This window comes from Streptomyces sp. NPDC051218, assembly GCF_044455475.1.
Classification (GTDB): domain Bacteria; phylum Actinomycetota; class Actinomycetes; order Streptomycetales; family Streptomycetaceae; genus Streptomyces.
Map to the genome: position 1 here is coordinate 434791 of NZ_JBITEU010000001.1, position 24178 is coordinate 458968.

At 69.2% G+C, this 24178-nt stretch carries 22 protein-coding genes and 1 riboswitch; of the genes, 10 read left to right on the forward strand and 12 right to left on the reverse strand.

Annotated elements, in window-relative coordinates:
- Positions 1-69: 69 nt before the first annotated feature.
- The 5 genes from ACIBCK_RS02045 (at position 70) to ACIBCK_RS02065 (ending at position 5221) form a co-directional block, all read left to right on the forward strand.
- Positions 70-408: a small secreted hydrophilic protein gene (locus ACIBCK_RS02045; protein ID WP_399386147.1), complete on the forward strand. Its 339-nt coding sequence runs from the start codon at positions 70-72 to the stop codon at positions 406-408.
- Positions 329-1840 (forward strand): ATP-binding protein, encoded by a 1512-nt coding sequence (locus tag ACIBCK_RS02050; RefSeq protein WP_399386148.1) that lies wholly within the window; start codon positions 329-331, stop codon positions 1838-1840. Before ACIBCK_RS02045 ends, ACIBCK_RS02050 begins: the two co-directional genes overlap by 80 nt.
- Positions 1837-2502 (forward strand): response regulator transcription factor, encoded by a 666-nt coding sequence (locus tag ACIBCK_RS02055; protein WP_367041081.1) that lies wholly within the window; start codon positions 1837-1839, stop codon positions 2500-2502. Before ACIBCK_RS02050 ends, ACIBCK_RS02055 begins: the two co-directional genes overlap by 4 nt.
- Positions 2503-2577: 75 nt before the next feature.
- Positions 2578-3990, forward strand: a complete 1413-nt coding sequence (locus tag ACIBCK_RS02060) for an SLC13 family permease (RefSeq protein ID WP_399386149.1) — start codon at positions 2578-2580, stop codon at positions 3988-3990.
- Positions 3991-4012: 22 nt separating this feature from the next.
- Complete coding sequence (locus ACIBCK_RS02065; RefSeq protein WP_399386150.1) at positions 4013-5221, forward strand: glycerate kinase; 1209 nt, start codon at positions 4013-4015, stop codon at positions 5219-5221.
- Here the strand turns inward: ACIBCK_RS02065 and ACIBCK_RS02070 are convergent.
- The 6 genes from ACIBCK_RS02070 to ACIBCK_RS02095 all read right to left on the reverse strand — a co-directional run bounded on the left by ACIBCK_RS02070 (position 5173) and on the right by ACIBCK_RS02095 (position 12310).
- The gene (locus tag ACIBCK_RS02070; RefSeq protein WP_399386151.1) at positions 5173-6546 is read right to left on the reverse strand and encodes an aminotransferase class V-fold PLP-dependent enzyme; all 1374 of its coding nucleotides are present in this window, start codon (positions 6544-6546) and stop codon (positions 5173-5175) included. The genes ACIBCK_RS02065 and ACIBCK_RS02070 overlap by 49 nt on opposite strands.
- 179 nt (positions 6547-6725) lie before the next feature.
- Positions 6726-6842, reverse strand: a riboswitch (SAM riboswitch).
- A 74-nt stretch (positions 6843-6916) separates the two neighbouring features.
- Positions 6917-7981: an anthranilate phosphoribosyltransferase gene (gene trpD / locus ACIBCK_RS02075; RefSeq protein WP_367048940.1), complete on the reverse strand. Its 1065-nt coding sequence runs from the start codon at positions 7979-7981 to the stop codon at positions 6917-6919.
- Positions 7982-8117: 136 nt separating this feature from the next.
- Positions 8118-9749, reverse strand: a complete 1632-nt coding sequence (locus ACIBCK_RS02080; RefSeq protein WP_399386152.1) for a cytochrome bc complex cytochrome b subunit — start codon at positions 9747-9749, stop codon at positions 8118-8120.
- A complete protein-coding gene (locus ACIBCK_RS02085) occupies positions 9746-10801 on the reverse strand; it encodes a Rieske 2Fe-2S domain-containing protein (RefSeq protein WP_399386153.1) in 1056 nt (351 codons plus the stop codon). Before ACIBCK_RS02085 ends, ACIBCK_RS02080 begins: the two co-directional genes overlap by 4 nt.
- Entirely contained in the window at positions 10798-11607 is an 810-nt protein-coding gene (locus ACIBCK_RS02090; RefSeq protein WP_399386154.1) for a c-type cytochrome, read from the reverse strand. The genes ACIBCK_RS02085 and ACIBCK_RS02090 overlap by 4 nt, the downstream gene beginning before the upstream one ends.
- An 82-nt stretch (positions 11608-11689) precedes the next feature.
- Positions 11690-12310, reverse strand: a complete 621-nt coding sequence (locus ACIBCK_RS02095) for a heme-copper oxidase subunit III (RefSeq protein ID WP_367041094.1) — start codon at positions 12308-12310, stop codon at positions 11690-11692.
- 179 nt (positions 12311-12489) lie between these two features.
- Between ACIBCK_RS02095 and ACIBCK_RS02100 the strand changes: the two genes are divergently transcribed.
- A complete protein-coding gene (locus ACIBCK_RS02100) occupies positions 12490-12891 on the forward strand; it encodes a hypothetical protein (protein WP_399386155.1) in 402 nt (133 codons plus the stop codon).
- A gap of 80 nt (positions 12892-12971) precedes the next feature.
- On the opposite strand, the gene ACIBCK_RS02105 is transcribed toward ACIBCK_RS02100, so the two are convergent.
- The 4 genes from ACIBCK_RS02105 to coxB form a co-directional block, all read right to left on the reverse strand.
- The gene (locus ACIBCK_RS02105; RefSeq protein ID WP_399386156.1) at positions 12972-14219 is read right to left on the reverse strand and encodes an Ig-like domain-containing protein; all 1248 of its coding nucleotides are present in this window, start codon (positions 14217-14219) and stop codon (positions 12972-12974) included.
- 134 nt (positions 14220-14353) lie between these two features.
- The gene (locus ACIBCK_RS02110) at positions 14354-14752 is read right to left on the reverse strand and encodes a cytochrome c oxidase subunit 4 (protein WP_399386157.1); all 399 of its coding nucleotides are present in this window, start codon (positions 14750-14752) and stop codon (positions 14354-14356) included.
- Positions 14749-16488, reverse strand: coding sequence for a cytochrome c oxidase subunit I (gene ctaD, locus ACIBCK_RS02115; protein ID WP_367041102.1), 1740 nt, complete (start codon positions 16486-16488; stop codon positions 14749-14751). Before ctaD ends, ACIBCK_RS02110 begins: the two co-directional genes overlap by 4 nt.
- Positions 16485-17447 carry a cytochrome c oxidase subunit II gene (gene coxB, locus ACIBCK_RS02120; RefSeq protein WP_399386158.1) on the reverse strand — a complete coding sequence of 321 codons (963 nt, stop codon included), beginning with the start codon at positions 17445-17447 and terminating at the stop codon, positions 16485-16487. Before coxB ends, ctaD begins: the two co-directional genes overlap by 4 nt.
- A 332-nt stretch (positions 17448-17779) precedes the next feature.
- On the opposite strand from coxB, the gene ACIBCK_RS02125 reads away from it, so the two are divergent.
- A complete protein-coding gene (locus ACIBCK_RS02125; RefSeq protein WP_399386159.1) occupies positions 17780-19159 on the forward strand; it encodes a cysteine desulfurase/sulfurtransferase TusA family protein in 1380 nt (459 codons plus the stop codon).
- Here ACIBCK_RS02125 and ACIBCK_RS02130 read toward each other — a convergent pair whose 3' ends face one another.
- Entirely contained in the window at positions 19160-20134 is a 975-nt protein-coding gene (locus ACIBCK_RS02130) for a carbohydrate kinase family protein (protein WP_399386160.1), read from the reverse strand.
- Between the two features lie 186 nt (positions 20135-20320).
- On the opposite strand from ACIBCK_RS02130, the gene ACIBCK_RS02135 reads away from it, so the two are divergent.
- Both ACIBCK_RS02135 and ACIBCK_RS02140 read left to right on the forward strand, forming a co-directional pair.
- Positions 20321-20539, forward strand: coding sequence for a hypothetical protein (locus ACIBCK_RS02135; RefSeq protein WP_399386161.1), 219 nt, complete (start codon positions 20321-20323; stop codon positions 20537-20539).
- 166 nt (positions 20540-20705) lie between these two features.
- Positions 20706-22235, forward strand: a complete 1530-nt coding sequence (locus tag ACIBCK_RS02140) for a hypothetical protein (protein WP_399386162.1) — start codon at positions 20706-20708, stop codon at positions 22233-22235.
- Positions 22236-22320: 85 nt separating this feature from the next.
- Here ACIBCK_RS02140 and ACIBCK_RS02145 read toward each other — a convergent pair whose 3' ends face one another.
- Positions 22321-22677: an iron-sulfur cluster assembly accessory protein gene (locus ACIBCK_RS02145; protein ID WP_249590357.1), complete on the reverse strand. Its 357-nt coding sequence runs from the start codon at positions 22675-22677 to the stop codon at positions 22321-22323.
- A gap of 295 nt (positions 22678-22972) precedes the next feature.
- Here ACIBCK_RS02145 and nadA point away from each other — a divergent pair, with 295 nt between their 5' ends.
- A complete protein-coding gene (gene nadA / locus ACIBCK_RS02150; protein ID WP_399386163.1) occupies positions 22973-24178 on the forward strand; it encodes a quinolinate synthase NadA in 1206 nt (401 codons plus the stop codon).

A 24178-nucleotide genomic window follows, 5' to 3' on the forward strand; every position in this document is an offset into this window, starting at 1 on the left:
GCGCCGGATGAGGGTTTCTTCATCCGCCGCTCATGCTGCTGACGCACCGCGCCCGGCACGCTCACCGTCATGGTCTTCACCCACCGCATGGCCGCGCTCGCCGCCGTCGTGGCGATCCCCCTCGGCATCGCCGCGACCAGCTACGCCCTGACCGACGACCCCGAGCGGCCCAAGTCCCCGCCCAAGGTGGAGCTGGAGAGCGGCTCGCCGTCCTCGTCGTCGTCGGCGCCCTCGCCCCCCTCACCCTCAGCCAGGCCCACCACTCCCCGGCCGACGCCGAGCGACGAGACGGTGTCCCCACCGCCGGTGAGCGAGAATTCCTCGGGCGATGACAACGACGACGACGGCAACGAAGGACGCGGCGGCCAGGGCGACAACGACGACGACGGCCCCGGTGACGACGGCTGAGCGCCCGCACCGCTGGATATCCGCCCGTGTCCGGATCCTGCTCTGGCTGCTCGTGGTGATGACCGTCGCGCTCACGGCCGTCGCGGCCACCACCCGCTCCGTCCTGCTGCGCGACGTCGACCACCGCATCGACCGGCTGCTCGCCCAGGAGACCGCGGAGTTCACCAACCTCGCCCGCGAAGGGGTCGACCCGCAGACGGGCGAGAAGTTCGCCGCTCCGGACCCCCTGCTGCGGCTCTTCCTCTCCCGGCAGTACGCCGACCCCGACGAGGAGCTCCTCGGTCTGGTCGGCCGCCCCGGCAAGGCGCCCGCGAAGAAGGAGCAGTCACGCGAGCCGCGGATCGGCCATCCGCTCGCCGAGGACGGCGCGGCGCTGCGAGCGGTCTTCGAGTCCCCCGACGCGACCGGCACGCTGCACCGCGACCACGGCGAGGTCCGCTGGGCGAAGGTGGAGATCGCGCCGAGCGCGGGCCACCCGGCGGCGGCGTTCGTCGTCGCCTTCCATCCGGCGGGCGAACAGGCCAAGGCGGGCGACGTGTTCACGATGCTGCTCGCCATCTCCGGGGTGGCGCTCCTGATGACGACCGGCATCGGCTGGGCCGTCGCCGGGCGCATCCTCAAGCCCGTACGTCTGGTGCGCACGACCGCCGCTCAGCTCACCGAACAGGATCTGACCCAGCGCATCCCCGTGCAGGGCAGGGACGACATCGCGGCGCTCGCCGAGACGTTCAACGGCATGCTCGACCGTCTGGAGCGGGCCTTCGCCGCGCAGCGCGAGTTCGTGGACGACGCCGGCCACGAGCTGCGTACGCCCATCACCATCGTCCGCGGCCATCTGGAACTGATGGGCGACGACCCGGGCGAGCGCGAGGAGACGACGCGGATCGTCATGGAGGAGCTCGACCGGATGAGCCGCATCGTCGAGGACCTCCTCCTCCTCGCCAAGTCCGAACGCCCCGACTTCGTCACCCCCGAGCCGGTACAGCTCGCCGAGCTCACCGCCGACGTCTTCGTCAAGGCACGCGCGCTCGGCGACCGCGAGTGGCAGCTGGCCGAAGTGGCCGAGGGCGAGGCCGCCCTGGACCCCCAGCGCATCACCCAGGCGATGGTGCAGCTGGCCCAGAACGCCGTCCAGCACACCGTCCCCGGCCAGCGCATCGGCATCGGCTCGCGCAGCTCGGCGGGCCGGATCGAGCTGTACGTCGCCGACAGCGGGCCCGGCGTCCAGGCCCAGGACGCCTCAGTGATCTTCGAGCGGTTCCGTCGCGGCACCGCGCGCCGCGGCTCACGCGCCACCGGCGCCGGCCTCGGCCTCGCCATCGTGCGGGCCATCGCCGAGGGGCACGGCGGCCGGGTCGACCTGCGGCCCACGGCGGGCGGCGGCGCCACCTTCGTACTCGACCTGCGAGAACAGGAACCTGGACAGCCATGAACAACCGCATTCTCATCGTCGAGGACGAGGACCGCATCGCCTCCTTCGTCGAGAAGGGCCTGCGCTCCAACGGCTTCACCACCAGCGTCGTCGGCGACGGAGAAGCGGCCTACGACTACGCCCTGACCGGCGGCTTCGACCTGGTCGTCCTGGACATCGGCCTGCCCGGCAAGGACGGCTTCACGGTCCTGCGGCAGCTGCGCGAGGCCCGCGTGACCACCCCGGTCATCGTGCTGACCGCGCGTGACTCGGTCCGGGACACCGTGGCGGGCCTGGAGGGCGGGGCCGACGACTGGATGACCAAGCCGTTCCGCTTCGAGGAGCTGCTCGCGCGGGTGCGCCTGAGGCTGCGCACGGCGGCCGGGGCGCCCGAGGTGACGGTGCTGCGCGGCGGGGACCTGACGCTGGACCTGCGTACGCGCAGGGCACGTTCGGGCGAACGGACGGTGGATCTGACGGCACGTGAGTTCGTGCTGCTCGAACTGTTCCTGCGCCACCCGGGGCAGGTGCTCTCGCGGGAGCAGATCCTCTCGCACGTGTGGGGATACGACTTCGACCCCGGGTCCAACATCGTGGACGTGTACGTACGGGCGCTGCGCAAGAAGCTGGGTGCCCAGCGGGTGGAGACGGTGCGCGGCATGGGGTACCGCCTTCCGGGGTGACATCCGGGCCCGCGGGTGAATTTCCTTTCATCCGCGGCTCATTGAGGGCTCACGGCCGGGCCCGAGGCTCGACGCGTGACCCTGAATCCCCGCCAAGCCATCACCCTGTGCGTCGCGCTGAGCCTGTGCGCGCTGCTGGTGGTGCCCGGCAACTTCCCCGGCCTGAGCGGCGACGCGCGGGTCACCCTCGCCGTGTTCGCCCTGGCGACCTGCGCGTGGATCGGTACGCCGATCGACGACACGTACATCGCGCTCGGCGCCGGGCTCGCGCTCACCGCGACCGGGGTGATCAGCAGCGACACGCTCTTCGGCACCCTCGGTGACGAGACGGTCTGGCTGCTGATCTGCGCCTTCGTGCTCGCGGCCGCGGTGGCCCGCAGCGGTCTCGCGGGCCGGGCGGCGGCCTTTCTCGTCAGCGGGGCGCGCAGCGTACGGCAGTTGACGCATCTGACGACCGCCGCCCTGGTCGTGACGGCCTTCGCGGTGCCCGCCACGTCGGGCCGCGCCGCGCTCGCGCTGCCGGTCTTCCTCGCACTGGCCAAGGTCCTCGCCGACCGCAGACGCCTGGTGGTGATGCTCGCCCTGCTGTTCCCGACGGTGATCCTGCTCTCCGCGGTCGCGACCCTGATCGGCGCGGGAGCGCACCTGATCACGGTGTCCGTCCTCTGGGAGGCCACCGGAGAGCGGATCGGCTTCACGCAGTGGCTGCTGCTCGGCCTGCCGCTCGCCATCGCCTCGTCCCATCTGGCGGCCGAGGCCGTCCTGTTGACGACGACCCGGCGGGCGGACCGCAAAGGCCCGGTCCACATCAGCGTCGAGCAGCTCCAGGAACACAGCGAGCAGCCGGTAACCGGGCCCTGGGAGCCCGCCGAGACCCGCTGCGCCCTCCTGCTCGCCACGGTCGTCGCGCTCTGGTGCAGCGAGCCGCTGCACCAAGTGCCGCCCGCCGTGGTCGCGTTGATCGGCGCGGTGGTCGCCTCGTCCCCCGCCCTGGGCACCGTACGCCTGAAGGACGCGCTGAAGACGGTGCCTTGGTCGCTGCTGCTCTTCATGGCGGCGACCATGGCGATGGGCGTGGCGCTCGCCGAGTCGGGGGCGGCGAAGTGGCTGGTCGGCGGGGTTCCCCTGGACGTCTCGCCCTGGCTGTTCCTGGCCCTCGTGGTGGCGGTCAGCACGGCCGCGCACCTGGTCCTGCAGTCCCGCTCGGCCCGCTCGTCCGTCCTGGTCCCGCTGGTCGTCGCGGCTGCCGTCGGCGCGGGCGTCAACCCGGTCGCCGCCGCGCTCGCCTCCACGGCGGCCGCCGGTTTCTGCCACACCCTGCCCGCCTCGGCGAAGCCCGTCACGCTCTTCGCCGACATCCCGGGCACCCCCACCTACACCCCCCGCGACCTGCTGCGCCTCTCCGCGGTCCTGGCCCCGCTGACCGCCACCCTCGTCCTGCTCTTCGCCGTGGCGCTCTGGCCGCTGCTCGGCGTACCCGTCCGCTGACCCCGCCCGCACTGGAGACCTCATGCTGACCCACTTCGCCATCGCCCCCAGCGGCTTCAAGGAGTCCCTGTCCGCGCAGTCCGCGGCCGAGGCCATCGCCGAGGGAGTACGCAGGGCCGTCCCGCACGCCGAGACCGACCTGATCCCCCTGGTGGACGGCGGCGAGGGCACCGCGCGCGCCCTGGCCACCTCGGGCGGCGGACGCCTGGTCGCGCTGCCCGCCACCGGTCCCGTCGGCCAGCGGCTCGGCACGCACTTCGCGCTGCTCCCGGACGGCACGGCGGTCGTGGAGATGGCAGCCGTGGCCGGGCTCTCCCTGGTCCCCCGCGATCTGCGCGACCCGGGGGCCACGACGACGTACGGCGTCGGCGAGCTGATCCGCGCCGCGCTCGACGCGGGGGCCCGCCGCATCCTGGTGGGCTGCGGCGACTCCGGCACGTCGGACGGCGGTGCGGGGGCTCTGCAGGCGCTCGGCGCCCGGCTCCTGGACGCGGACGGCTGGGAACTGCCGCGCGGCGGACGGGAGTTGAGCCGCCTGAACCGCATCGACCCCTCGGGCCTCGACCCCCGCCTGAAGGACACCGAGATCCGCGTCGCCTGCAACCCCTTCAACGTCCTGACCGGTGAGTGCGGCGTCGCCCGCGTCTTCGGCCCCCAGAAGGGCGCGACGCCCACGCAGGTCGAACAGCTCGCGGCGGCCCTCGAACACTGGGCGCACATCCTCACCCGCGACCTGCACAGCACGGCGGACCTCTCCCTCGGCCCCGGAACGGGCGCCTCCGGCGGCCTGGGTGCCGGTCTCGCGGCCCTCGGCGCCCAGCTCCTGCCCCGCTTCGACGTCCTGCTCGACCATCTGGACCTGGACGCGCGGCTGGCCCGCGCCGACCTCGTCGTCACCGCCGAGGGCGCCCTGGACCACCAGACGCCGCGCGGCAAGATCCCTGCCGAAGTGGCGCGGCGCGCGAAGCTGTTCGGCCGCCCCGTCCTAGTCCTCGCCGGCACGATCGGCCAGGGCGCACACCACGTGCGGGCGGTCGGCGTGGACGCCTACAGCGCGATCCTGCCGGCGCCGGTCTCGCTCACCGAGGCGCTCGGCCGGGGCGGCGAGTTCCTCACCGACGCGACCGAGCGTGCCCTGCGGATGATCGTTCTGGGGTCACGTCTGAAGGGACGTCCCCGGGCTCAGGCGGCGTTGGTGTCCGGCACGCAACGCCCGTCCTCCGTACGGTAGTTCCAGCGTGCGCCGTCCGCCACGAGCTCCTTCACGGCGCGCACGAAACGCTCCACGTGCTCGTCCGGGGTGCCCGCGCCGAAGCTGACGCGGATCGCGTTGAGCGACTTCTCGCCGGGCGCGGCCTCGGGGGCGCCGCACTCGCCCTGCGTCTGCGGGTCGCTGCCGAGCAGGGTGCGCACCAGCGGGTGGGCGCAGAAGAGACCGTCGCGTACGCCGATGCCGTACTCGGCGGAGAGCGCGGCGGCGAAGTGCGAGCTGTTCCAGCCCTCCACGACGAAGGAGATGACGCCGACGCGCGGAGCGTCGTCACCGAAGAGCGAGAGCACCTTCACGGCCGGCACCTCGGCGAGTCCCTCGCACACCTTCGCGATGAGCCGGCGCTCCCGGGCGACGAGCTCGTCGAAGCCCGCCTCGGTCAGCGCCTTGCAGGCGGAGGCGATCGAGTACACGCCGATGACGTTCGGCGAACCGGCCTCGTGCCGCGCTGCGGTGTCGTGCCACTCGACGTCGACGCCCCCGTCCGTACGCCGCGCGACCTTCCGCGATGCGCCGCCGCCCGCGAGGTACGGCTCGGCCTCCTGCAGCCAGTCGGAGCGGCCCGCGAGGACGCCCGAGCCGAAGGGCGCGTACAGCTTGTGGCCGGAGAAGGCGACCCAGTCGACGTCGAGCTCGCTGATGGAGACCGGGTGGTGGGGCGCGAGCTGCGCGGCGTCCAGGACGATACGGGCGCCGTGCGCATGGGCGGCGGCGGCGAGCTCCTTGACCGGCCACAGCTCACCGGTGACGTTCGAGGCTCCGGTCACGCAGACCAGCGCGGGCCCGTAGGGGTCACGGTCGGCGAGGGCGCGCTCCAGGGTGGCGACGGCCTGGTCGGCGGTGCGCGGGGCGTTCAGGTACGTCACGCGGGCGTCGCGCCAGGGCAGCAGCGAAGCGTGGTGCTCGGTCTCGAAGACGAAGACCTGGCAGTCGGCGGGCAGCGCGGCGGCCAGGAGGTTCAGCGAGTCGGTGGTCGAACGGGTGAAGACGACCTGGTCGTCCTCGCGGCAGCCGAGGAACTCGGCGACGGTGACCCGGCTGTTCTCGAAGAGGTCGGTGGAGAGCTGCGATAGGTAGCCGGCACCGCGGTGCACGCTGCCGTAGTACGGCGCGTACGCGGCCACGTCGTCCCACACCCGCTGCAGGGCCGGGGCGCTTGCCGCGTAGTCGAGCGCCGCGTAGGTCACCTCGCCGCCGGTGACCAGCGGCACGGTGACGTCACGGCCGAGGACGGGAAGCGGGCTGGAACAGACGGTGCGGTCGGCGGCAGCGGTGGTGACAGACATGGCGAACTCCCGTGGGAAGGCAGGCGAGTTCACTGCGAGGGCGCTCGGAAGGCGCTGCAGTGACGAAGAAAAAGGGGGGTGCGGAAAAGGGGCCGGAAAGCCCTATCGCATTCGCTTGCTCACGAGACTGCTCCCTTGAGGACCAGGACCCCAGGGGCGGACATTCACCGATGTCCAGGGGTCCGCGCTTGCCATGGACCTTGCTGTCCACGGCCTGGTCTTCACCCGGGGCACCCCGCCACGGACGGAGGGTTGCCGGACAGCGAGCCGGGGCCTAATCGCTGTCACTCATGACCTGCGCAGCATCTTGCCACACGATCTTCTCGGTGCCCACCGCAGTCCGGCATCCGGACTGCGGTGGGCACCACACTCACCTGTTGCTGGCCGCCACCCACAGCTCCAGGGCCTTCTTCGCGGCTCCGGAGTCGATGGCCTGCGCCGCCTTCGCGATCCCGGCGCCGATCTGCTCCACGAGGGTCCCCTCGCCCGGCGACAGCGCCACCAGGGCGGCCGCCGTGTTCAGCAGTACGGCGTCCCGGACCGGCCCCTTCTCACCGTCGAGGAGGCGCAGCGCCACCTCGGCGTTGTACGAGGCGTCCGCGCCCCGCAGCGCCTCCACGGGGACGAGGTCGATGCCGACGTCCCGCGGGTCGAAGGCCTCCTCGCGCACGGAGCCGTCGCGCACGACCCAGACCCGGGAGGTCGAGGTGGTCGTCAGCTCGTCGAGGCCGTCGTCACCGCGGAAGACGAGGGAGGAGTTCCCGCGCTCTGCGAAGACCCCGGCCACGATCGGCGCCATCCGGGGGTCGGCGACCCCGACCGCCTGGGCCCGCACCTTGGCCGGGTTGGTGAGCGGCCCGAGGGCGTTGAAGACGGTCCGGATGCCCAGCTGGCTGCGCGCCCCGCCGGCGTGCCGCAGCGCCGGGTGGAACTTCACGGCGAAGCAGAAGGTGATCCCGGCTTCCTCGGCCACCTCGACGACCCGCTTCAGCGGCAGCTCCAGGTTCACCCCGAGCTTCTCCAGGACGTCGGAGGCTCCCGAGGCGCTGGAGGCCGCGCGGTTGCCGTGCTTGACGACCTTGGCGCCCGCGCCGGCGGCCACGATCGCGGACATCGTGGAGATGTTGACGGTCTTGGCGCCGTCACCGCCGGTGCCGACGATGTCGACGGTCTGCCCGGGTACCTCGATCACGTTGGCGTGCTCGTACATCGTGCGGACGAGGCCGGAGATCTCCTCCACGGTCTCGCCCTTGGCCCGCAGGGCGACGACGAAGCCCGCGATCTGCGCGTCGGTCGCCTCGCCGCGCATGATGCGGTCCATGGCCCAGGCCGTGTCATCGGTGCTCTGGTCACGTCCCTCGAGCAGTCCGTTCAGCACACCCGGCCAGGAACGGGCCGCCGCGGTGTTGCCTCCTGCGGGGGTCACAGCGCTCATCTGCCGCTCCTGGGTTCGTCTAGGCATGGGACAGGAACACCTTATCCAGCCCCGGGGACGGCAAAGAGCCCCGTCCATGCAGTGGAACGCATGGACGGGGCTCTCGCCGTGGCGACCTTGTCAGAGTCTCAGGTGATCAGTGGTGGCCGTGGCCGCTGGTGATCTCCTTGTACTCCTCGGTGGTGGGCTTGGGGATCTGGTTGTCCTCCCCGTAGTAGCCCTTGCTGAGCTTGGCCCGGAGCTTCTGCGAACCGGACACCTTGCGCTCGACGCCGTTCTCGTCGACCGCGGGACCGATCTCGAGCGGCGCGTACTGCTCGTGCGCGGTGAGCGTGTGCAGCTGCTCCTGGTTGAGCGGCTCGTGGACCTCGATGAACTCACCGTGCGGCAGGCGCTTGATGATGCCCGACTCGCGGCCGTGCAGGACCTTCTCCTTGTCACGCCGCTGCAGACCCAGGCAGATCCGCTTGGTGATGACGAAGGCGAGGACCGGTGCCACGAAGAAGGCGATGCGCACGAACCAGGTGATCGAGTTGATCGACAGGTGGAAGTGCGTGGCCCAGAGGTCGTTTCCACCACCGACGAGCAGCACCATGTACCAGGTGATCCACGCGACGCCGAAGCCCGTACGGGTCGGGACGTTGCGCGGGCGGTCCAGGATGTGGTGCTCGCGCTTGTCCCCGGTGACCCAGGACTCGATGAACGGGTAGACCGCGATCGCGACCAGGACCAGCGGGAAGATGATCAGCGGGATGAACACACCCAGGACGAGCGTGTGACCCCAAAGGTTGATCTCCCAGCCCGGCATGACACGGATCAGACCCTCGGAGAAGCCCATGTACCAGTCGGGCTGGGCTCCGGTGGAGACCTGGTCGGGACGGTAGGGACCGAGCGCCCAGATCGGGTTGATCGTCGCGATCGCCGAGATGGCCGCGATCACACCGAAGACCAGGAAGAAGAAGCCTCCGGCCTTCGCCATGTAGACGGGCAGCAGCGGCATGCCGACGACGTTCTTGTTCGTCTTGCCGGGACCCGCGAACTGCGTGTGCTTGTGGTAGAAGACCAGGATCAGGTGCGCCACCACGAGCCCGAGCATGATGCCCGGCAGCAGCAGGATGTGCACCGAGTAGAACCGGGCCACGAAGTCGCCGCCGGGGAACTCCCCGCCGAACAGGAACATCGACAGGTACGTGCCCACGATCGGCACGGACAGGATCGCGCCCTGCATGAAGCGCACACCGGTACCGGAGAGCAGGTCGTCAGGGAGCGAGTAACCGGTGAAGCCGGTGAACATGCCCAGGACGAACAGCAGGAAGCCGAAGACCCAGTTGACCTCGCGGGGCTTGCGGAAGGCACCCGTGAAGAAGACGCGCATCATGTGCACGAACATCGCCGCGAGGAAGATCAGCGCCGCCCAGTGGTGGATCTGCCGGATCAGCAGACCACCGCGCACATCGAAGCTGATGTGCATGGTCGAGTTGAAGGCCTCGGACATCAGCTGGCCCTGCAGCGGGATGTAACTGCCGTGGTACTCCACCTCGTTCATCGACGGGTGGAAGAACAGGGTCAGGTACACACCCGTGAGGATGATGATGATGAAGCTGTAGAGGCAGATCTCACCGAGCATGAAGGACCAGTGGTCCGGGAAGATCTTGCGCATGTTGGCCTTGGCCAGGGAGTAGATCCCCAGTCGTCCGTCGGCCCAGTCGGCGACCCGCTCACCTGCGGGCGCCTCCTTCTTACGCGTATCCGTCGTCGTAGTGCTCATCCGCGCTCCCAGAAAGCAGGACCGACGGGCTCAGCGAAGTCGCCGAGCGCCTCGAGGTAGCCCTCTTCGTTCACGCCGATGCGCAGCTGCGGCAGCGCGTGACCGGCCGGGCCGAAGATCACTCGGGCACCGTCGGAGAGGTCGAAGGTGGACTGGTGGCACGGGCAGAGGACGTGGTGCGTCTGCTGCTCGTACAGGGAGATCGGGCAGCCGACGTGGGTGCAGATCTTGGAGTACGCGACGACACCGTCGTGCGACCACTCGAGCTCCTGCTTGTCCTTGATGTTCTCCGGCTGGATCCGGACGATCATCAGGGCCGCCTTGGCGATCTCCTTCTGGAAGTCGTGGTCGTGCTCCTCCAGGCCCTCGGGCTTGGCGAAGGTCAGCGAACCGACCGCCACGTCCGACGGGCGCAGCGGCTCGTTCGTGTTCATGTTCACGAGCAGCTTGCCCTTGGCCCACAGCGTGTGCCGCAGCTTGTCCTCGGGCAGCGGACCGAGGTCGCGCAGCAGGATGACGCCGGAGAGCGGAACCATGGCGAGCGCGCCGAACATCGTGTTGCGGATCAGCTTGCGCCGGCCGAACTGCGACTCCGTGGCACCGGCCTTGAAGTCGGCCATGACCTTGGCCTTGACCTCGGGCTCGGCCTCGATGGGGTGCCGTTCGTCGGCGACCTCCACGTCGGACATCAGGGTGCGGGCCCAGTGGACCGCGCCCGCGCCGATGCAGAAGAGCGCCAGACCCAGGGTCATGCCCAGGGCGAAGTTCAGCGCGCTGATGTGACCGATCGGCCAGATGTAGAAGCTCTTGTCGACGGGGAACGACACGAACGAGGCGATGAAGCCGATCGTGGCGAGCATCGACAGGGTGAACAGGAAGGCGACCGCACGCTCGGACCGCTTGGCGGCCCGCTCGTCGATGTCCTGCACACGGTGCTCATGGGGCGGCAGCCCCGGGTCGGCGAACGGATTCTCGTCCTTCACCGCTACCGAGCCGTGCTCGGTCTCCTGCGTGCTGGGCAGGTTCTCTTCTGATTTCTCTTGGCTACTCATGACTTCTTGGCCTTTGCGGTCCGAGCGGCGACCCACACGGCGACCGCGATCAGCGAGCCGAGACCGAAGATCCAGCCGAACAGGCCTTCACTGACCGGACCCAGGCCACCCAGGTTGAGACCGCCAGGGCTCTCGGTCTCTTCGCCGTTGACCGCGTCGAGGTACGCGATGATGTCCTTCTTGTTCTTCTCCGGCATCACCGTGTCGGGGAAGGACGGCATGTTCTGCGGGCCGGTCTGCATGGCCTCGTAGATGTGCTTCGGGGAGACATCCTCCAACGTGGGGGCGAACTTGCCCTTCGTCAACGCGCCGCCCTCACCGGTGAAGTTGTGGCACTGCGCGCAGTTGGTGCGGAACAGCTCGCCACCCTTGGCGATGTCCGCGCCGTCCGGGCTGTACTGCTTCTCGGTGGGGACGGTCGGGCCCGCGCCCAACGAGGCGATGTACGCCGCGAGCTGGTCGATCTCGGCCTGGTTGTAGATGGCCTTCTTCTTCGGCGCCTGGGCGCCCGGCTGCTGGAGCGGCATGCGGCCGGTGCTGACCTGGAAGTCGACGGCGGCTGCGCCGACGCCCACCAGGCTAGGACCGTCGGAGGACCCCTGACCGCCGGTTCCGTGGCAGCTTGAGCAGCCCACGGAGTACAACTTCTTGCCCTCGTCGATGGCGAGGGACTGGGCGGTGTCGTCGGCCTGCGCCTTGTCCGCGGGTGCGAACGCGGCGTACAGCCCCCCGGTGGCCGCCAGCGCGAGGAGTAGTACGACGACCGCCGCCAGCGGGTGGCGTCGTCGTGCGGAGAGCTTTTTCACGGATTACCCCGGTGTCAGGATCTTCTGCGTCGATGCTTCTGGAATGAGTCGGAACGTCGGGCCCGTCCGGGCCCGGCCCCGTTTACTTGATCATGTAGATCGTGGCAAAGAGACCGATCCAGACAACATCGACGAAGTGCCAGTAGTAGGACACGACGATGGCTGCGGTCGCCTGCTCATGGGTGAACCTCTTGGCCGCGTACGTCCTGCCGAGGACCAGCAGGAAGGCGATGAGACCGCCCGTCACGTGCATGCCATGGAAGCCGGTGGTCAGGTAGAAGGCCGAGCCGTACGGGTCGGACGAGAGCGAGAGGCCCTCGTGCTTGACCAGCTCGGTGTACTCGTACACCTGACCGCCGATAAAGACGGCACCCATGATGAAGGTGACGATGAACCACATCCGGAGCTTCTTCACGTCACCGCGCTCGGCGGCGAAGACGCCGAGCTGACAGGTGAGGGAGGAGAGCACCAGGATCGTGGTGTTCGTCGCCGAGAACGGGAAGTTCAGCGCGGACGCCATTTCCTTCCAGTGCTCAGGACCTGTCACCGATCGCAGGGTGAAGTACATCGCGAAGAGGGCCGCGAAGAACATCAGCTCGGAACTCAACCAAATGATGGTTCCGACGCTGGTGAGGTTCGGCCGATTGACCGGCGGGTGCGCGTGCCCGGTATCTACTGTCGTTGCTGTCGCCACGACCGACATTATGTCGGTCGCTTATCCCGCCCTCACCCCGGGGGGTGCCGTTCGGAGTGTCTGCGGGGTGTGTCCTGCCCGTATGGCCCATCGAAGGGCTGTCCGAACCGCTGTTGACGGGGTGTCCGGAGGAGTAGCATCCGCGCATCGGTCCCTGGCCGAGAGCCCCTCAACGAAGCGGAGGAACAATGCAGCCGACCGCCACGGTGCTGGTCTACAGCGACAACGCGAGCACCCGCGAGCAGGTCCGGTTGGCCACCGGACGCAGGCCGGCGGCAGACGTCCCCGCGGTCGAGTTCATCGAGTGCGCGACGCTGCCCGCCGTGCTGAAGGAACTCGACCGGGGCGGCGTCGACGTCTGCGTACTGGACGGCGAGGCCACGCCCATCGGCGGCATGGGAGTCTGCCGCCAGCTCAAGGACGAGATCTTCCGGTGCCCGCCCGTGCTCCTGCTCATGGGACGCCCGCAGGACGCCTGGCTGGCCACCTGGAGCCGCGCCGAGGCGGCCGTGACCCTTCCGGTCGATCCGGTCGAGTTCGCGGACTCCCTGGCCGCTCTGCTGCGCGACAGGCTGGCCGTGCAGGCCTGACGCCACGGCAGAAGGCCCCGCGTCCTCACGCGGGGCCTTCTGCGCTGTTCTGTGCTCTCCGCAAAGCGGTCGGGGAGCTGTCAGACCTGCGGCCGCAATCGGGCCGCGTCGAGGACCGTGGGGCCCTTCTTGACCCCGCCCAACAGGGCGCTGCCGTCCCGCCAGTCCTTCCACCCGACGTTCCAGTCGCCGAAGCCGTTGCCGAACGGGTCCATGTCGGCGCCGGAGCTGTTGACGACCCGCACGATGTCGCCCTGCCGGACGGTCTCGAAGAACCACGCGGCGTTGTCGGTGCTCATGCCGGTGCAGCCGTGGCTGGTGTTCGCGTTGCCGTGCGAGCCGGCCGACCAGGGGGCGGCGTGCACGTACTCACCGGAGTCGGTGACCCGGGTCGCGTAGTAGACCTGCTTGTCGTAGAAGTCCGATGCGCCGATGCTGGCACTGGTCATACGTACGGAGTACTCCTTGCCCAGCACGACCTTGACGCCGTTGCGGGTGGAGTAGCCGGGCTTGCCCGTCGTCACCGGCATGGAGTTGATCTCCTCGCCGTTGCGGTAGACCGTCATGTAGTGCGAACCGGCGTCCGTCACGGCCTCGATGCGGTCACCGATGGTCAGCTTCAGCGGCTTGGCGGTGCCGCCCCAGAGCCGGTCGCGGACCTTGATGCCCTCGAGATTGCTCCGGACGTTGATGGTCGCGCCCGTGGGCCAGTACTCCTTGGGGCGGTAGTGCAGCGTCTCGCTGTCCACCCAGTGCCACACGCCCTCCGTGGCGGGCTGCGACTCGACCTTCAGCGAGCGCTCCACGATGGTCCTGGCCTTCTTGTCCTTCACCTTGGCGCTGAGCTTGGCCGTGACCGGCTGGCCCACGCCGTACTTCCCCGATTCGGGGCCGAAGGTGACGTCCAGGCGCTTCTTCTTCTCCGCCGTGTTCGTGTCGAACGTCATGACCTTGCGGCCCGGCGCGCCCTCGTCGTCCTCGGTGCTCACCCGCACCGTGTAGTGCGCGCCCGCCGCGAGCGGCGCCGTGCTCTGCCAACGCGCGCCGTCGGCGGCGAGTTCACCCGCCACGTACCGCCCCATCGCGTCGGTGGCCGTCACATCGGTGATGCGCCCGTCCTCGCCCTGGGCGGTGACCTCCAGGGGCTTGTCCGGATCCGCCTTCTGACTGCCCACAGGGCCGTTGAAGGCGATCTGGCCCGCCGCGTCGTACGGCTTCGCCGAGAGCGGGTGGCCGTCGGAGCTGCCGCACGCCGTGGTTCCCACCCCGAGGGCGGCCACCAGCGTGGTGCAGCTCAGTACCGTGCGGATTCGCGGTGAGTGGCTCATGAACACACGGTATGAAGGTTCATCGGCTCCGGCGCGTCGGGTGACCCGTACGAGTGTCAAGCGTGACACGCCGAAGGGCCCGGACTCTCCTGACGGAGTGTCCGGGCCCTTCGGTGGAGCGGGGAATCACAGACTCACTGGGTCTGGTTCTCGCCCCGGTAGTACTCGAAGACCCAGCCGAAGAGGCCGATCATCAGGATGGGGGCCGAGAAGTACAGCAGCCACCAGCCGAAGACGACACCCAGGAAGGCGAGCGCGCCGCCGATGCCCAGCGAGAGCGGCTGCCAGCTGTGCGGGCTGAAGAAGCCCACCTCGCCGGCCTCGTCCGCTACGTCGGCCTCCTTGTTGTCCTGTGCGGCCGCGTCGACACGCCGGGCCGTGAAGGCCAGGTAGTAGCCGATCATGATGCACAGGCCGAACGCCAGGAACAGCGCGGTCGTACCCGCCGGCTCCTTGGACCACCAGCCGTAGACGATCGCCATGACGAGCACGAAGACGCTCAGCCAGATGAACATCTTGCCCTGGATCTTCACTTCGCGGCCTCCTTGTCGCCGCCGAACAGTGCGGTGTCCTTCTGCCCGGCGTTCTCGAGCTGGTCGAGAGCCGCGATCTCAGGGTGATGCAGGTCGAACGCCGGGGATTCGGAACGGATCCGCGGCAGGGTGAGGAAGTTGTGCCGCGGCGGCGGGCAGGACGTCGCCCACTCGAGCGAACGGCCGTAGCCCCACGGGTCGTCGACCTCGATCTTCTTGCCGTACTTGGCCGTCTTCCAGATGTTGTAGAAGAACGGCAGGATCGACAGACCGAGCAGGAACGACGAGATCGTCGAGATCGTGTTCAGGGCGGTGAAACCGTCGGCGGCGAGGTAGTCCGCGTAACGACGCGGCATGCCCTCGGCGCCCAGCCAGTGCTGCACCAGGAACGTGCCGTGGAAGCCGATGAACAGCGTCCAGAACGTGATCTTGCCGAGCCGCTCGTCCAGCATCTTGCCGGTGAACTTCGGCCACCAGAAGTGGAAGCCGGAGAACATCGCGAAGACCACGGTGCCGAAGACGACGTAGTGGAAGTGCGCGACCACGAAGTACGAGTCGGAGACGTGGAAGTCCATCGGCGGCGAGGCCAGGATGACGCCGGTCAGACCACCGAAGGTGAAGGTGATCAGGAAGCCGACGGCCCAGAGCATCGGTGTCTCGAAACTCAGTGAGCCCTTCCACATCGTTCCGATCCAGTTGAAGAACTTCACGCCCGTTGGCACGGCGATCAGGAACGTCATGAAGGAGAAGAACGGTAGGAGCACGCCGCCTGTGACGTACATGTGGTGCGCCCACACGGTCACGGAGAGACCCGCGATGGCGATCGTCGCGCCGATCAGGCCCATGTAGCCGAACATCGGCTTGCGGGAGAAGACCGGGATGACCTCGGAAATGATTCCGAAGAATGGCAACGCGATGATGTACACCTCTGGATGGCCGAAGAACCAGAAGAGGTGTTGCCATAGCAGCGCGCCGCCATTGGACGCGTCGAAGATATGCGCACCGAATTTACGGTCCGCCTCCAGGGCGAACAGCGCGGCGGCGAGCACCGGGAAGGCCAGCAGGACCAGAACCGCGGTCAGCAGGACGTTCCACACGAAGATCGGCATCCGGAACATCGTCATGCCAGGTGCGCGCATGCAGATGATCGTGGTGATGAAGTTGACCGAGCCGAGGATCGTGCCGAAGCCGGAGAAGGCCAGACCCATGATCCACATGTCGGCGCCGATGCCCGGCGAACGGACGGCATCCGACAGCGGGGAGTAGGCGAACCAGCCGAAGTCGGCCGCACCCTGCGGGGTGAGGAAGCCGCCCACCGCGATGAGCGAGCCGAAGAGGTACAGCCAGTACGCGAACATGTTCAGCCGCGGGAACGCCACGTCGGGCGCGCCGATCTGCAGCGGCATGATCCAGTTGGCGAATCCGGCGAACAGCGGCGTCGCGAACATCAGCAGCATGATCGTGCCGTGCATCGTGAACGCCTGGTTGAACTGCTCGTTCGACATGAGCTGCGAGCCGGGACGAGCGAGTTCGGCGCGCATGAAGAGCGCCATCACGCCGCCGATGCAGAAGAACGCGAACGACGTGACCAGGTAGAGCGTGCCGATCGTCTTGTGGTCGGTGGTCGTCAACCACTTGATCACCACGTTGCCCGGCTGCTTGCGCCGTACCGGCAGCTCGTTCTCGTACGAGTCTTCTGCTGCCGCGGCACCCTGAGGTTCGTTGAGGATGCTCACAGGTTGTTCGTCTCCCGGTTCTTCTCGTGCTTCGTCTGCTCGATGCCGGCCGGGATGTAACCGGTCTGGTTCTTCTTCGCCAGGTCCTCGAGGTGCTTCTGGTAGCGCTCGGGGGAAACGACCTTGACGTTGAAGAGCATCCGGGAGTGGTCGACACCGCAGAGCTCGGCGCACTTGCCCATGAAGGTGCCCTCCTTGTTGGGAGTCACCTCGAAGGCGTTCGTGTGGCCCGGGATCACGTCCTGCTTCATGAGGAACGGCACCACCCAGAAGGAGTGGATGACGTCACGCGAAGTCAGTACGAACCGGACCTTCTCGCCCTTGGGGAGCCAGAGGGTCGGACCGGGGTTGCCGTTCTGCGGGTTCCGCTGGCCGGGGGTACCGACGTCGTAGACGCCGCCGGCGTTGGCCGGGAACGCATCACGGAACTTGTCCGGGATGGCCTCCAGTTCCTTGGCCGTCTTCGCGTCACCCTTGTTGGAGCCCGGCACGTCCTCGATGTAGTTGAAGCCCCAGCTCCACTGGTAGCCGACCACGTTGACCGTGTGAGTCGGCTTCTTGTCCAGGTGGAGGAGCTTCGTCTCATCGCGTGCCGTGAAGTAGAAGAGCACGGAGACGATGATGAGAGGCACCACCGTGTAGAGCGCCTCGATGGGCATGTTGTAACGCGTCTGCGGAGGTACCTCCACCTTGGTGCGGCTGCGCCGGTGGAAGATCACACTCCACAGGATCAGACCCCAGACCAGCACGCCCGTGGCGAGCGCTGCCGCCCACGAGCCCTGCCAGAGGGAGAGGATCCGGGGAGCCTCTTCCGTTACGGGGGTGGGCATACCAAGGCGGGGAAAGTCCTTGTATGTGCAACCGGTAGCGGTTGCCAAGATCAGGCCCGCAGTCAGCACCTGCGGCAGCTTCCGCCGCATCGGGCGCCGCGACGAGCGGTCGGAGCCGTTGGGACTCACGTAGCGCCTTCCCGAGAGTCTCGGCCCGCGCGGTCGGGTGCGGCCTTCTCGGTCGTCGGTCGCCGCCCTGCGGCGGGCAGGGGTTTGGATGTTTATGCGGGCCAAACCTTACTGGACGCTATTTGGGGTCGCGCGGGGAGGGTGCCTAACGCGCCGCGGGTCACTCCGAAGGGGGGGACCCCCTGCCGTTCACCCCTTTCTGACGGTGGGTCGGGCGCCCGCCGGGCCGCGGAACCGCCTCGTCCGCGACTGCGGGGCCTTCGTGGCTTGTCGCGCAGTTCCCCGCGCCCCCTTACGGGCGCTCCCCGCGGCGCACGCTTTAGCGTTGCCGTGTGTCCTACTTCGATGTCGCTTCCTCCGCTCCCCTGCACCCCGTGGCCCGCCAGGCGCTGCAGGCCTCGCTCGACGAGGGGTGGGCCGATCCCGCTCGGCTCTATCGCGAGGGGCGGCGGGCCAGGCTGCTGCTCGATGCCGCCCGGGAGGCCGCCGCCGACGCGGTGGGCTGCCGCCCGGACGAGCTCTCCTTCACCTCTTCGGGTACGCAGGCCGTGCACTCCGGAATTGCCGGGGCGCTCGCGGGGCGTCGGCGTGTCGGGCGGCATCTGGTGGTGTCGGCGGTCGAACACTCTTCGGTGCTCCACGCGGCGGCGTCCCTCGAAGCCGACGGGGGCGCGGTGACGGAGATCCCGGTGGAGCGGTCCGGCGCGGTGTCCACGGCCGCGTATGCCGCCGCTCTGCGCCCCGACACGGCCCTCGCCTGCCTCCAGTCCGCCAACCACGAGGTGGGCACCGAGCAGCCGGTGGCCGATGTCGCCTCGGCGTGTCGCGCCGCCGGGGTGCCGCTCCTGGTGGACGCGGCGCAGTCCCTTCCGTGGGGCCGGGTGGGCGGGGACTGGTCGCTGCTCGCCGCGAGTGCCCACAAGTGGGGCGGGCCCTCTGGCGTGGGGCTGCTCGTCGTGCGCAAGGGGGTGCGGTTCGCCGCGCAAGGGCCCGCCGACGAGCGGGAGTCGGGGCGCGCACCCGGCTTCGAGAACATTCCGGCCGTGGTCGCCGCGGCGGCCTCGCTCCGTGCCGTGCAGGCCGAGGCCGCCGATGAGGGCGCCCGGCTGCGGGAGTTGACGCAGCGGATCAGGGCGCGGGTGCCCGGTGTCGTGCCGGACGTGGAGGTGGTGGGCGATCCGGAGCGGCGCCTCCCCCACCTGGTGACCTTCTCGTGTCTCTATGTCGACGGAGAGACAGTGCTGCACGAGCTGGACCGGGCCGGCTTCTCGGTCTCCTCCGGCTCGTCCTGCACCAGCTCGACACTGACCCCGAGCCATGTCCTGAAAGCGATGGGCGTGCTGAGCGAGGGGAACGTCCGGGTGTCACTCCCACGGGGGACCCAGGAAGCTGACGTCGAGCGTTTCCTGGAGGTGCTGCCGGGGGTGGTGGCCGGCGTACGCGAGCAGCTGGGCGCCCCGGTGGCACCGGCTTCGCGCACGGAATCGGCTTCCCTCGTCGTGGACGCGCTCGGCAAGCGCTGCCCGCTGCCCGTCATCGAACTCGCGAAGGTCATCGGGGACGTGCCGGTGGGCGGCACGGTGACGGTCCTCGCCGACGACGAGGCCGCGCGGCTCGACATCCCCGCGTGGTGCGAGATGCGGGGCCAGGAGTACGTGGGCGAGGAGCCGGCGGACCACGGCTCTGCCTATGTGGTCCGCCGGAGCTCCTGACTAGGCCAGCCGCACCTGGACCTCGGACGCCGCCTCATGGCCGTACGCCTTGGTGAAGCGGTCCATGAAGTCGCTGCGGTGCAGCTCGTACTCCTGGGTGCCGACGTTCTCGATGACCAGGGTGGCGAGCATGCAGCCGAGCTGCGCCGAGCGCTCCAGGGAGACGCCCCAGGACAGGCCCGAGAGGAAGCCCGCACGGAAGGCGTCACCGACACCGGTCGGCTCGATCTTCGCCTTCTCCTCGGGGACGCCGACCTCGATCGGGTCCTGGCCCTGGGACTCGATGCGCACGCCGCGCGGGCCGAGGGTCGTCACCCGGTGGCCGACCTTCGAGAGGATCTCGGCGTCGGTCCAGCCGGTCTTGGACTCGATGAGCCCCTTCTCGTACTCGTTCGAGAAGAGGTACGTGGCGCCGGAGAGGAGGGTACGGATCTCCTCGCCGTCCATGCGCGCGATCTGCTGGGAGAAGTCGGCGGCGAAGGGGATCTCGCGCGAGCGGCACTCCTCGGTGTGGCGCATCATCGCCTCGGGGTCGTCCGCACCGATGAGGACCAGGTCGAGGCCGCCCACGCGGTCGGCCACGTTCTTCAGTTCGATGAGACGGGCCTCGCTCATCGCGCCGGTGTAGAAGGAGCCGATCTGGTTGTGGTCGGCGTCCGTGGTGCACACGAAGCGGGCCGTGTGGAGCGTCTCGGAGATGCGGACCGATGCCGTGTCCACGCCGTGCCGGTCGAGCCAGGCGCGGTACTCGCCGAAGTCCGAGCCGGCCGCGCCGACCAGGATCGGCTTGGTTCCGAGCTGGCCCATGCCGTAGCTGATGTTGGCGGCGACGCCTCCCCTGCGTACGTCTAGGGCGTCGACCAGGAAAGAGAGAGAAACCGTGTGCAGCTGATCCGCGACCAGTTGGTCGGCGAAGCGGCCGGGGAAGGTCATCAGGTGGTCGGTGGCGATGGAGCCGGTGACTGCGATACGCACGACGGCATGCTCCTGTGGAGAATCAAGGGGGGCGCGCGAAGCGCACCTTGCAAGGGCGGTGGTGGGAGACGGGTGGGCAAGGGGTTGACACTTCACGCTACCGGGTGAGGCCACCGTCACTGAAGAGGCCAAACTACCCGTTAGTAGGGCTTTTTTCGCGAGGTGTGCGATGCGTACGGTGCGGTTATGGCCGTTATCCCGAAGCATGTCGTCACCACGCGTCCCGTCGAGCTGCCCTCCGAGACCCTGGAGACCTTGCGCGGCGACTGCGCCCGCATGGCCCCGCACTGGGCGACCCCCGCGGTCGCCGTGGCCGCCCCGGTGTCGCCCGCGCTGATCCATGGGGTCGATGTCCCGCCCGCCTCCGCCCGCCTGATCGACGGCATGTCCGAGTACGGCGACTGAGGCGAGGGCCGGTCCGCGACCGGCGCAGGGGCAACGGCGCGCGCCGAGGGAACCGCGCGCTCCCCCGCTGCGTCCCACCGCTGTCCCCCGTAAAGGGGAGACGGCGTACGAACGAGGCCCGCACACGGGTCTCCAGGGACAGCAGTGCAGTCGAAGGAGCGATGCGGTGAGCACCGACCGATCCGTTCATGACGCGGCCGAGCAGCCCCGGCGGCGTTCTCGCCTTGCCGTCGCGTCGGTGGCGGCCACGGTGCTGCTCGTCGGTGGCGGCGGCGCCTACTTCGCCGCGACCGCCTCAGGCGGCAGCGACGGCAACGGCAGTTCCCCGGCCGGCGACGGCGGCACGCCCCCGCCCCTCGCCCTGGACGGCCACACGGACGGCGACCGGCAGGAAGGCGGCACCGGCGACACCGGCGGCATCGCCCCGGGAGAGCCCGACCCGAACGGTGCCGCCTACCGCGCCGAGGGCAACCTGCCCGGCGGCCCCGGCTCGGCGGCCGTGTACCACGCGCGCGGCACGGTCAGCCAGGACCAGGTCACCGAGCTGGCCAGGGCCCTGGGCATCGAGGGCAAGCCGGCCTCGAAGGACGGTGCCTGGAAGATCGGCCCCACCAAGGACGGTTCGGGGCCCTCGCTCCAGGTGGGCAAGGAGGCGCCGGGCACCTGGACGTTCACGCGGTATGCCACTGGCGGCAGCGACAACTGCCAGAAGGGCAAGCCCTGTTCGGATGGGTCGGGGTCGTCCACCGCGCCCAACGGTGAGGGTGACGCGGTCGGCGAGAGCGCGGCGAAGAAGGCCGCGGCGCCGATCCTGAAGGCCGTGGGCCAGGACGACGCGAAGCTGGACGCGGGTCAACTCATGGGCGGCGTACGAGTGGTGAACGCCGACCCGAAGGTGGGCGGCCTGCCGACGTACGGCTGGTCGACCGGCATCCAGGTCGGCGCGGACGGCCAAGTGGTCGGCGGCAGCGGCCAGTTGAAGGCACCGGAGAAGGGTGCGACGTACCCCGTGATCAGTGCGGGGAAGACCCTGGAGCAGCTCAACAAGTCGGGCGCCGGTGATGGCCGCGTCGGCATCGGCGGGTGCGCGTCGGCGGTGCCGCACGCGAAGGGTGACACGGCTGCCGGCTCCGACGGCGGCGGCCCCGCGGTCGAGGAGGGGACGAAGGCGCCGTGCGAGGAGCCGTCCTCCGCGCCTCCTAAGCCGCGGCCGATCACGGTGAAGGACGCGACGTTCGGGCTCGCGGTGCACTTCGTGGACGGCCGCCAGACGCTCGTCCCCGCCTGGCTGTTCGATGTACGGCCGCAGGGCGCGAAGGACAGCTTCACGGTGACGCATCCGGCCGTGGCGCCGAAGTTCCTCACCTCGCCGAGCACGCCGTCGCCCACCGCGACGCCCAGCGAGAAGCCGGGCGCGGGCAAGCAGGACTCGGCCACGCGCGTCGAGTCCTACCGCGCGGACGGCACGTCCCTGACGGTGCACTTCTGGGGCGGCGTCTGCAGTGACTACTCGGCGTCGGCCGACGAGAGCAAGAACAGCGTGCGCGTGAAGGTGACGGAGACCCACAAGAAGGGCGAGGTCTGCGTGAGCATGGCCAAGGAGTTCACCAAGACCGTGACCCTCGACGAGCCGCTCGGCGACCGCGACCGCAAGGTCGTGGACGCGACGGGCGGCGGGACGGTGCCGCGGAAGTAGCCCCCCTGCTGACACAAAGGCGGCGGCCCCCGAAATACTCCGGGGGCCGCCGCCTTCGTACGTGCGGGCTCAGCTACGTACAGGCTTAGCTGAACGAGTCGCCGCAGGCGCAGGAGCCCGTGGCGTTCGGGTTGTCGATCGTGAAGCCCTGCTTCTCGATGGTGTCGACGAAGTCGATGGAGGCGCCGCCCAGGTAAGGAGCGCTCATCCGGTCGGTCACGACCTTCACGCCGTCGAAGTCCTTGACGACGTCGCCGTCGAGCGAACGCTCGTCGAAGAACAGCTGGTAGCGAAGGCCCGAGCAGCCGCCGGGCTGAACGGCGACGCGGAGCGCCAGGTCGTCCCGGCCCTCCTGCTCAAGAAGGCCCTTGACCTTGCCCGCGGCGGCGTCGGACAGGAGGATGCCGTCGCTCACGGTGGTGGTCTCGTCCGATACGGACATCTGCTTCTCTCCCGGGTTGTACGGAGACTGCTTGCCGACGGTTGCAACCGGCGGGGCCGCTGATTCATTCCGGGCCGAGTGCTGTGTCTCTCGGCTCTGTCCCTTCATGCTCGCACATGCCGTCGCGAGGGGCAGCGGCCCGTCGGAGGCGAACGCGTCACATCGACACTATGGCCATCGTCAAACTGACGTGAAGCGGTTATGATAGATAACGTCAATTAGACGAAAAGGCTCCCCGGTGCTAGCACCGGCTCCACCGGAGCGGCTGCCGCCGCGCTCATCACCTTCAGAAAGGGTGCGTGTCGTGACCACCGCCCAGTCCCCCGCGGACCTCGTGGACCTCGATGTACAGCCCACACCGCTCGCCCTCCTGCTGCTCGGCCGCGAGGCCGACCCCAAGAGCGAGCGCGGTGTGGAGTGCCCCGGCGATCTGCCGTCACCCTCCGACCCGGACCTGGTGGAGCGCGCACGCGCCGCCAAGGAGAAGCTCGGCGACAAGGTCTTCGTGCTCGGCCACCACTACCAGCGCGACGAGGTCATCCAGTTCGCGGATGTCACCGGCGACTCCTTCAAGCTGGCCAAGGACGCGGCCGCCAAGCCGGAGGCGGAGTACATCGTCTTCTGCGGCGTGCACTTCATGGCCGAGTCCGCGGACATCCTGACCACCGACGACCAGAAGGTCGTCCTGCCCGACCTGGCCGCCGGCTGTTCGATGGCCGACATGGCCACCGCCGAGCAGGTCGCGGAGTGCTGGGACGTGCTGGCCGACGCCGGGATATCCGAGCAGGTCGTGCCCGTCTCGTACATGAACTCGTCGGCCGACATCAAGGCCTTCACCGGCAAGCACGGCGGGACGATCTGCACCTCGTCCAACGCCAAGCGGGCCCTGGAGTGGGCCTATGAGCAGGGCGAGAAGGTGCTTTTCCTGCCCGACCAGCACCTCGGCCGGAACACCGCGGTCCGCGACATGGGCCTCTCGCTCGACGACTGCGTGCTCTACAACCCGCACAAGCCGAACGGCGGCCTGACGCCTCAGCAGCTGCGGGACGCGAAGATGATCCTGTGGCGCGGGCACTGCTCGGTGCACGGGCGCTTCTCGCTGGAGTCCGTGGAGGACGTGCGTGCGCGGATTCCCGGCGTGAACGTCCTGGTGCACCCCGAGTGCAAGCACGAGGTCGTCGCCGCCGCGGACTACGTGGGCTCCACGGAGCACATCATCCAGACTCTGGAGGCGGCTCCCGCCGGTTCCAAGTGGGCGATCGGGACCGAGCTGAACCTCGTACGCCGCCTGGCGAACCGTTTCGCCGCGGAGGACAAGGAGATCGTCTTCCTCGACAAGACGGTCTGCTTCTGCTCGACCATGAACCGCATCGACCTGCCGCACCTGGTCTGGGCGCTCGAATCCCTGGCCGACGGCAAGCTGGTCAACCAGATCGAGGTCGACCGCGAGACGGAGCAGTTCGCGAAGCTGGCCCTTGAGCGGATGCTGGCCCTGCCGTAG

Bases quoted from the DNA above. Each gene is read 5' to 3' on its own strand.
- ACIBCK_RS02045 (WP_399386147.1), top strand. From the start codon at position 70: ATGGTCTTCACCCACCGCATGGCCGCGCTCGCCGCCGTCGTGGCGATC.
- ACIBCK_RS02050 (WP_399386148.1), top strand. From the start codon at position 329: ATGACAACGACGACGACGGCAACGAAGGACGCGGCGGCCAGGGCGACA.
- ACIBCK_RS02055 (WP_367041081.1), top strand. From the start codon at position 1,837: ATGAACAACCGCATTCTCATCGTCGAGGACGAGGACCGCATCGCCTCC.
- ACIBCK_RS02065 (WP_399386150.1), top strand. From the start codon at position 4,013: ATGCTGACCCACTTCGCCATCGCCCCCAGCGGCTTCAAGGAGTCCCTG.
- ACIBCK_RS02070 (WP_399386151.1), bottom strand. From the start codon at position 6,546: ATGTCTGTCACCACCGCTGCCGCCGACCGCACCGTCTGTTCCAGCCCG.
- trpD (WP_367048940.1), bottom strand. From the start codon at position 7,981: ATGAGCGCTGTGACCCCCGCAGGAGGCAACACCGCGGCGGCCCGTTCC.
- ACIBCK_RS02080 (WP_399386152.1), bottom strand. From the start codon at position 9,749: ATGAGCACTACGACGACGGATACGCGTAAGAAGGAGGCGCCCGCAGGT.
- ACIBCK_RS02085 (WP_399386153.1), bottom strand. From the start codon at position 10,801: ATGAGTAGCCAAGAGAAATCAGAAGAGAACCTGCCCAGCACGCAGGAG.
- ACIBCK_RS02095 (WP_367041094.1), bottom strand. From the start codon at position 12,310: ATGTCGGTCGTGGCGACAGCAACGACAGTAGATACCGGGCACGCGCAC.
- ACIBCK_RS02100 (WP_399386155.1), top strand. From the start codon at position 12,490: ATGCAGCCGACCGCCACGGTGCTGGTCTACAGCGACAACGCGAGCACC.
- ACIBCK_RS02105 (WP_399386156.1), bottom strand. From the start codon at position 14,219: ATGAGCCACTCACCGCGAATCCGCACGGTACTGAGCTGCACCACGCTG.
- ACIBCK_RS02135 (WP_399386161.1), top strand. From the start codon at position 20,321: ATGGCCGTTATCCCGAAGCATGTCGTCACCACGCGTCCCGTCGAGCTG.
- ACIBCK_RS02145 (WP_249590357.1), bottom strand. From the start codon at position 22,677: ATGTCCGTATCGGACGAGACCACCACCGTGAGCGACGGCATCCTCCTG.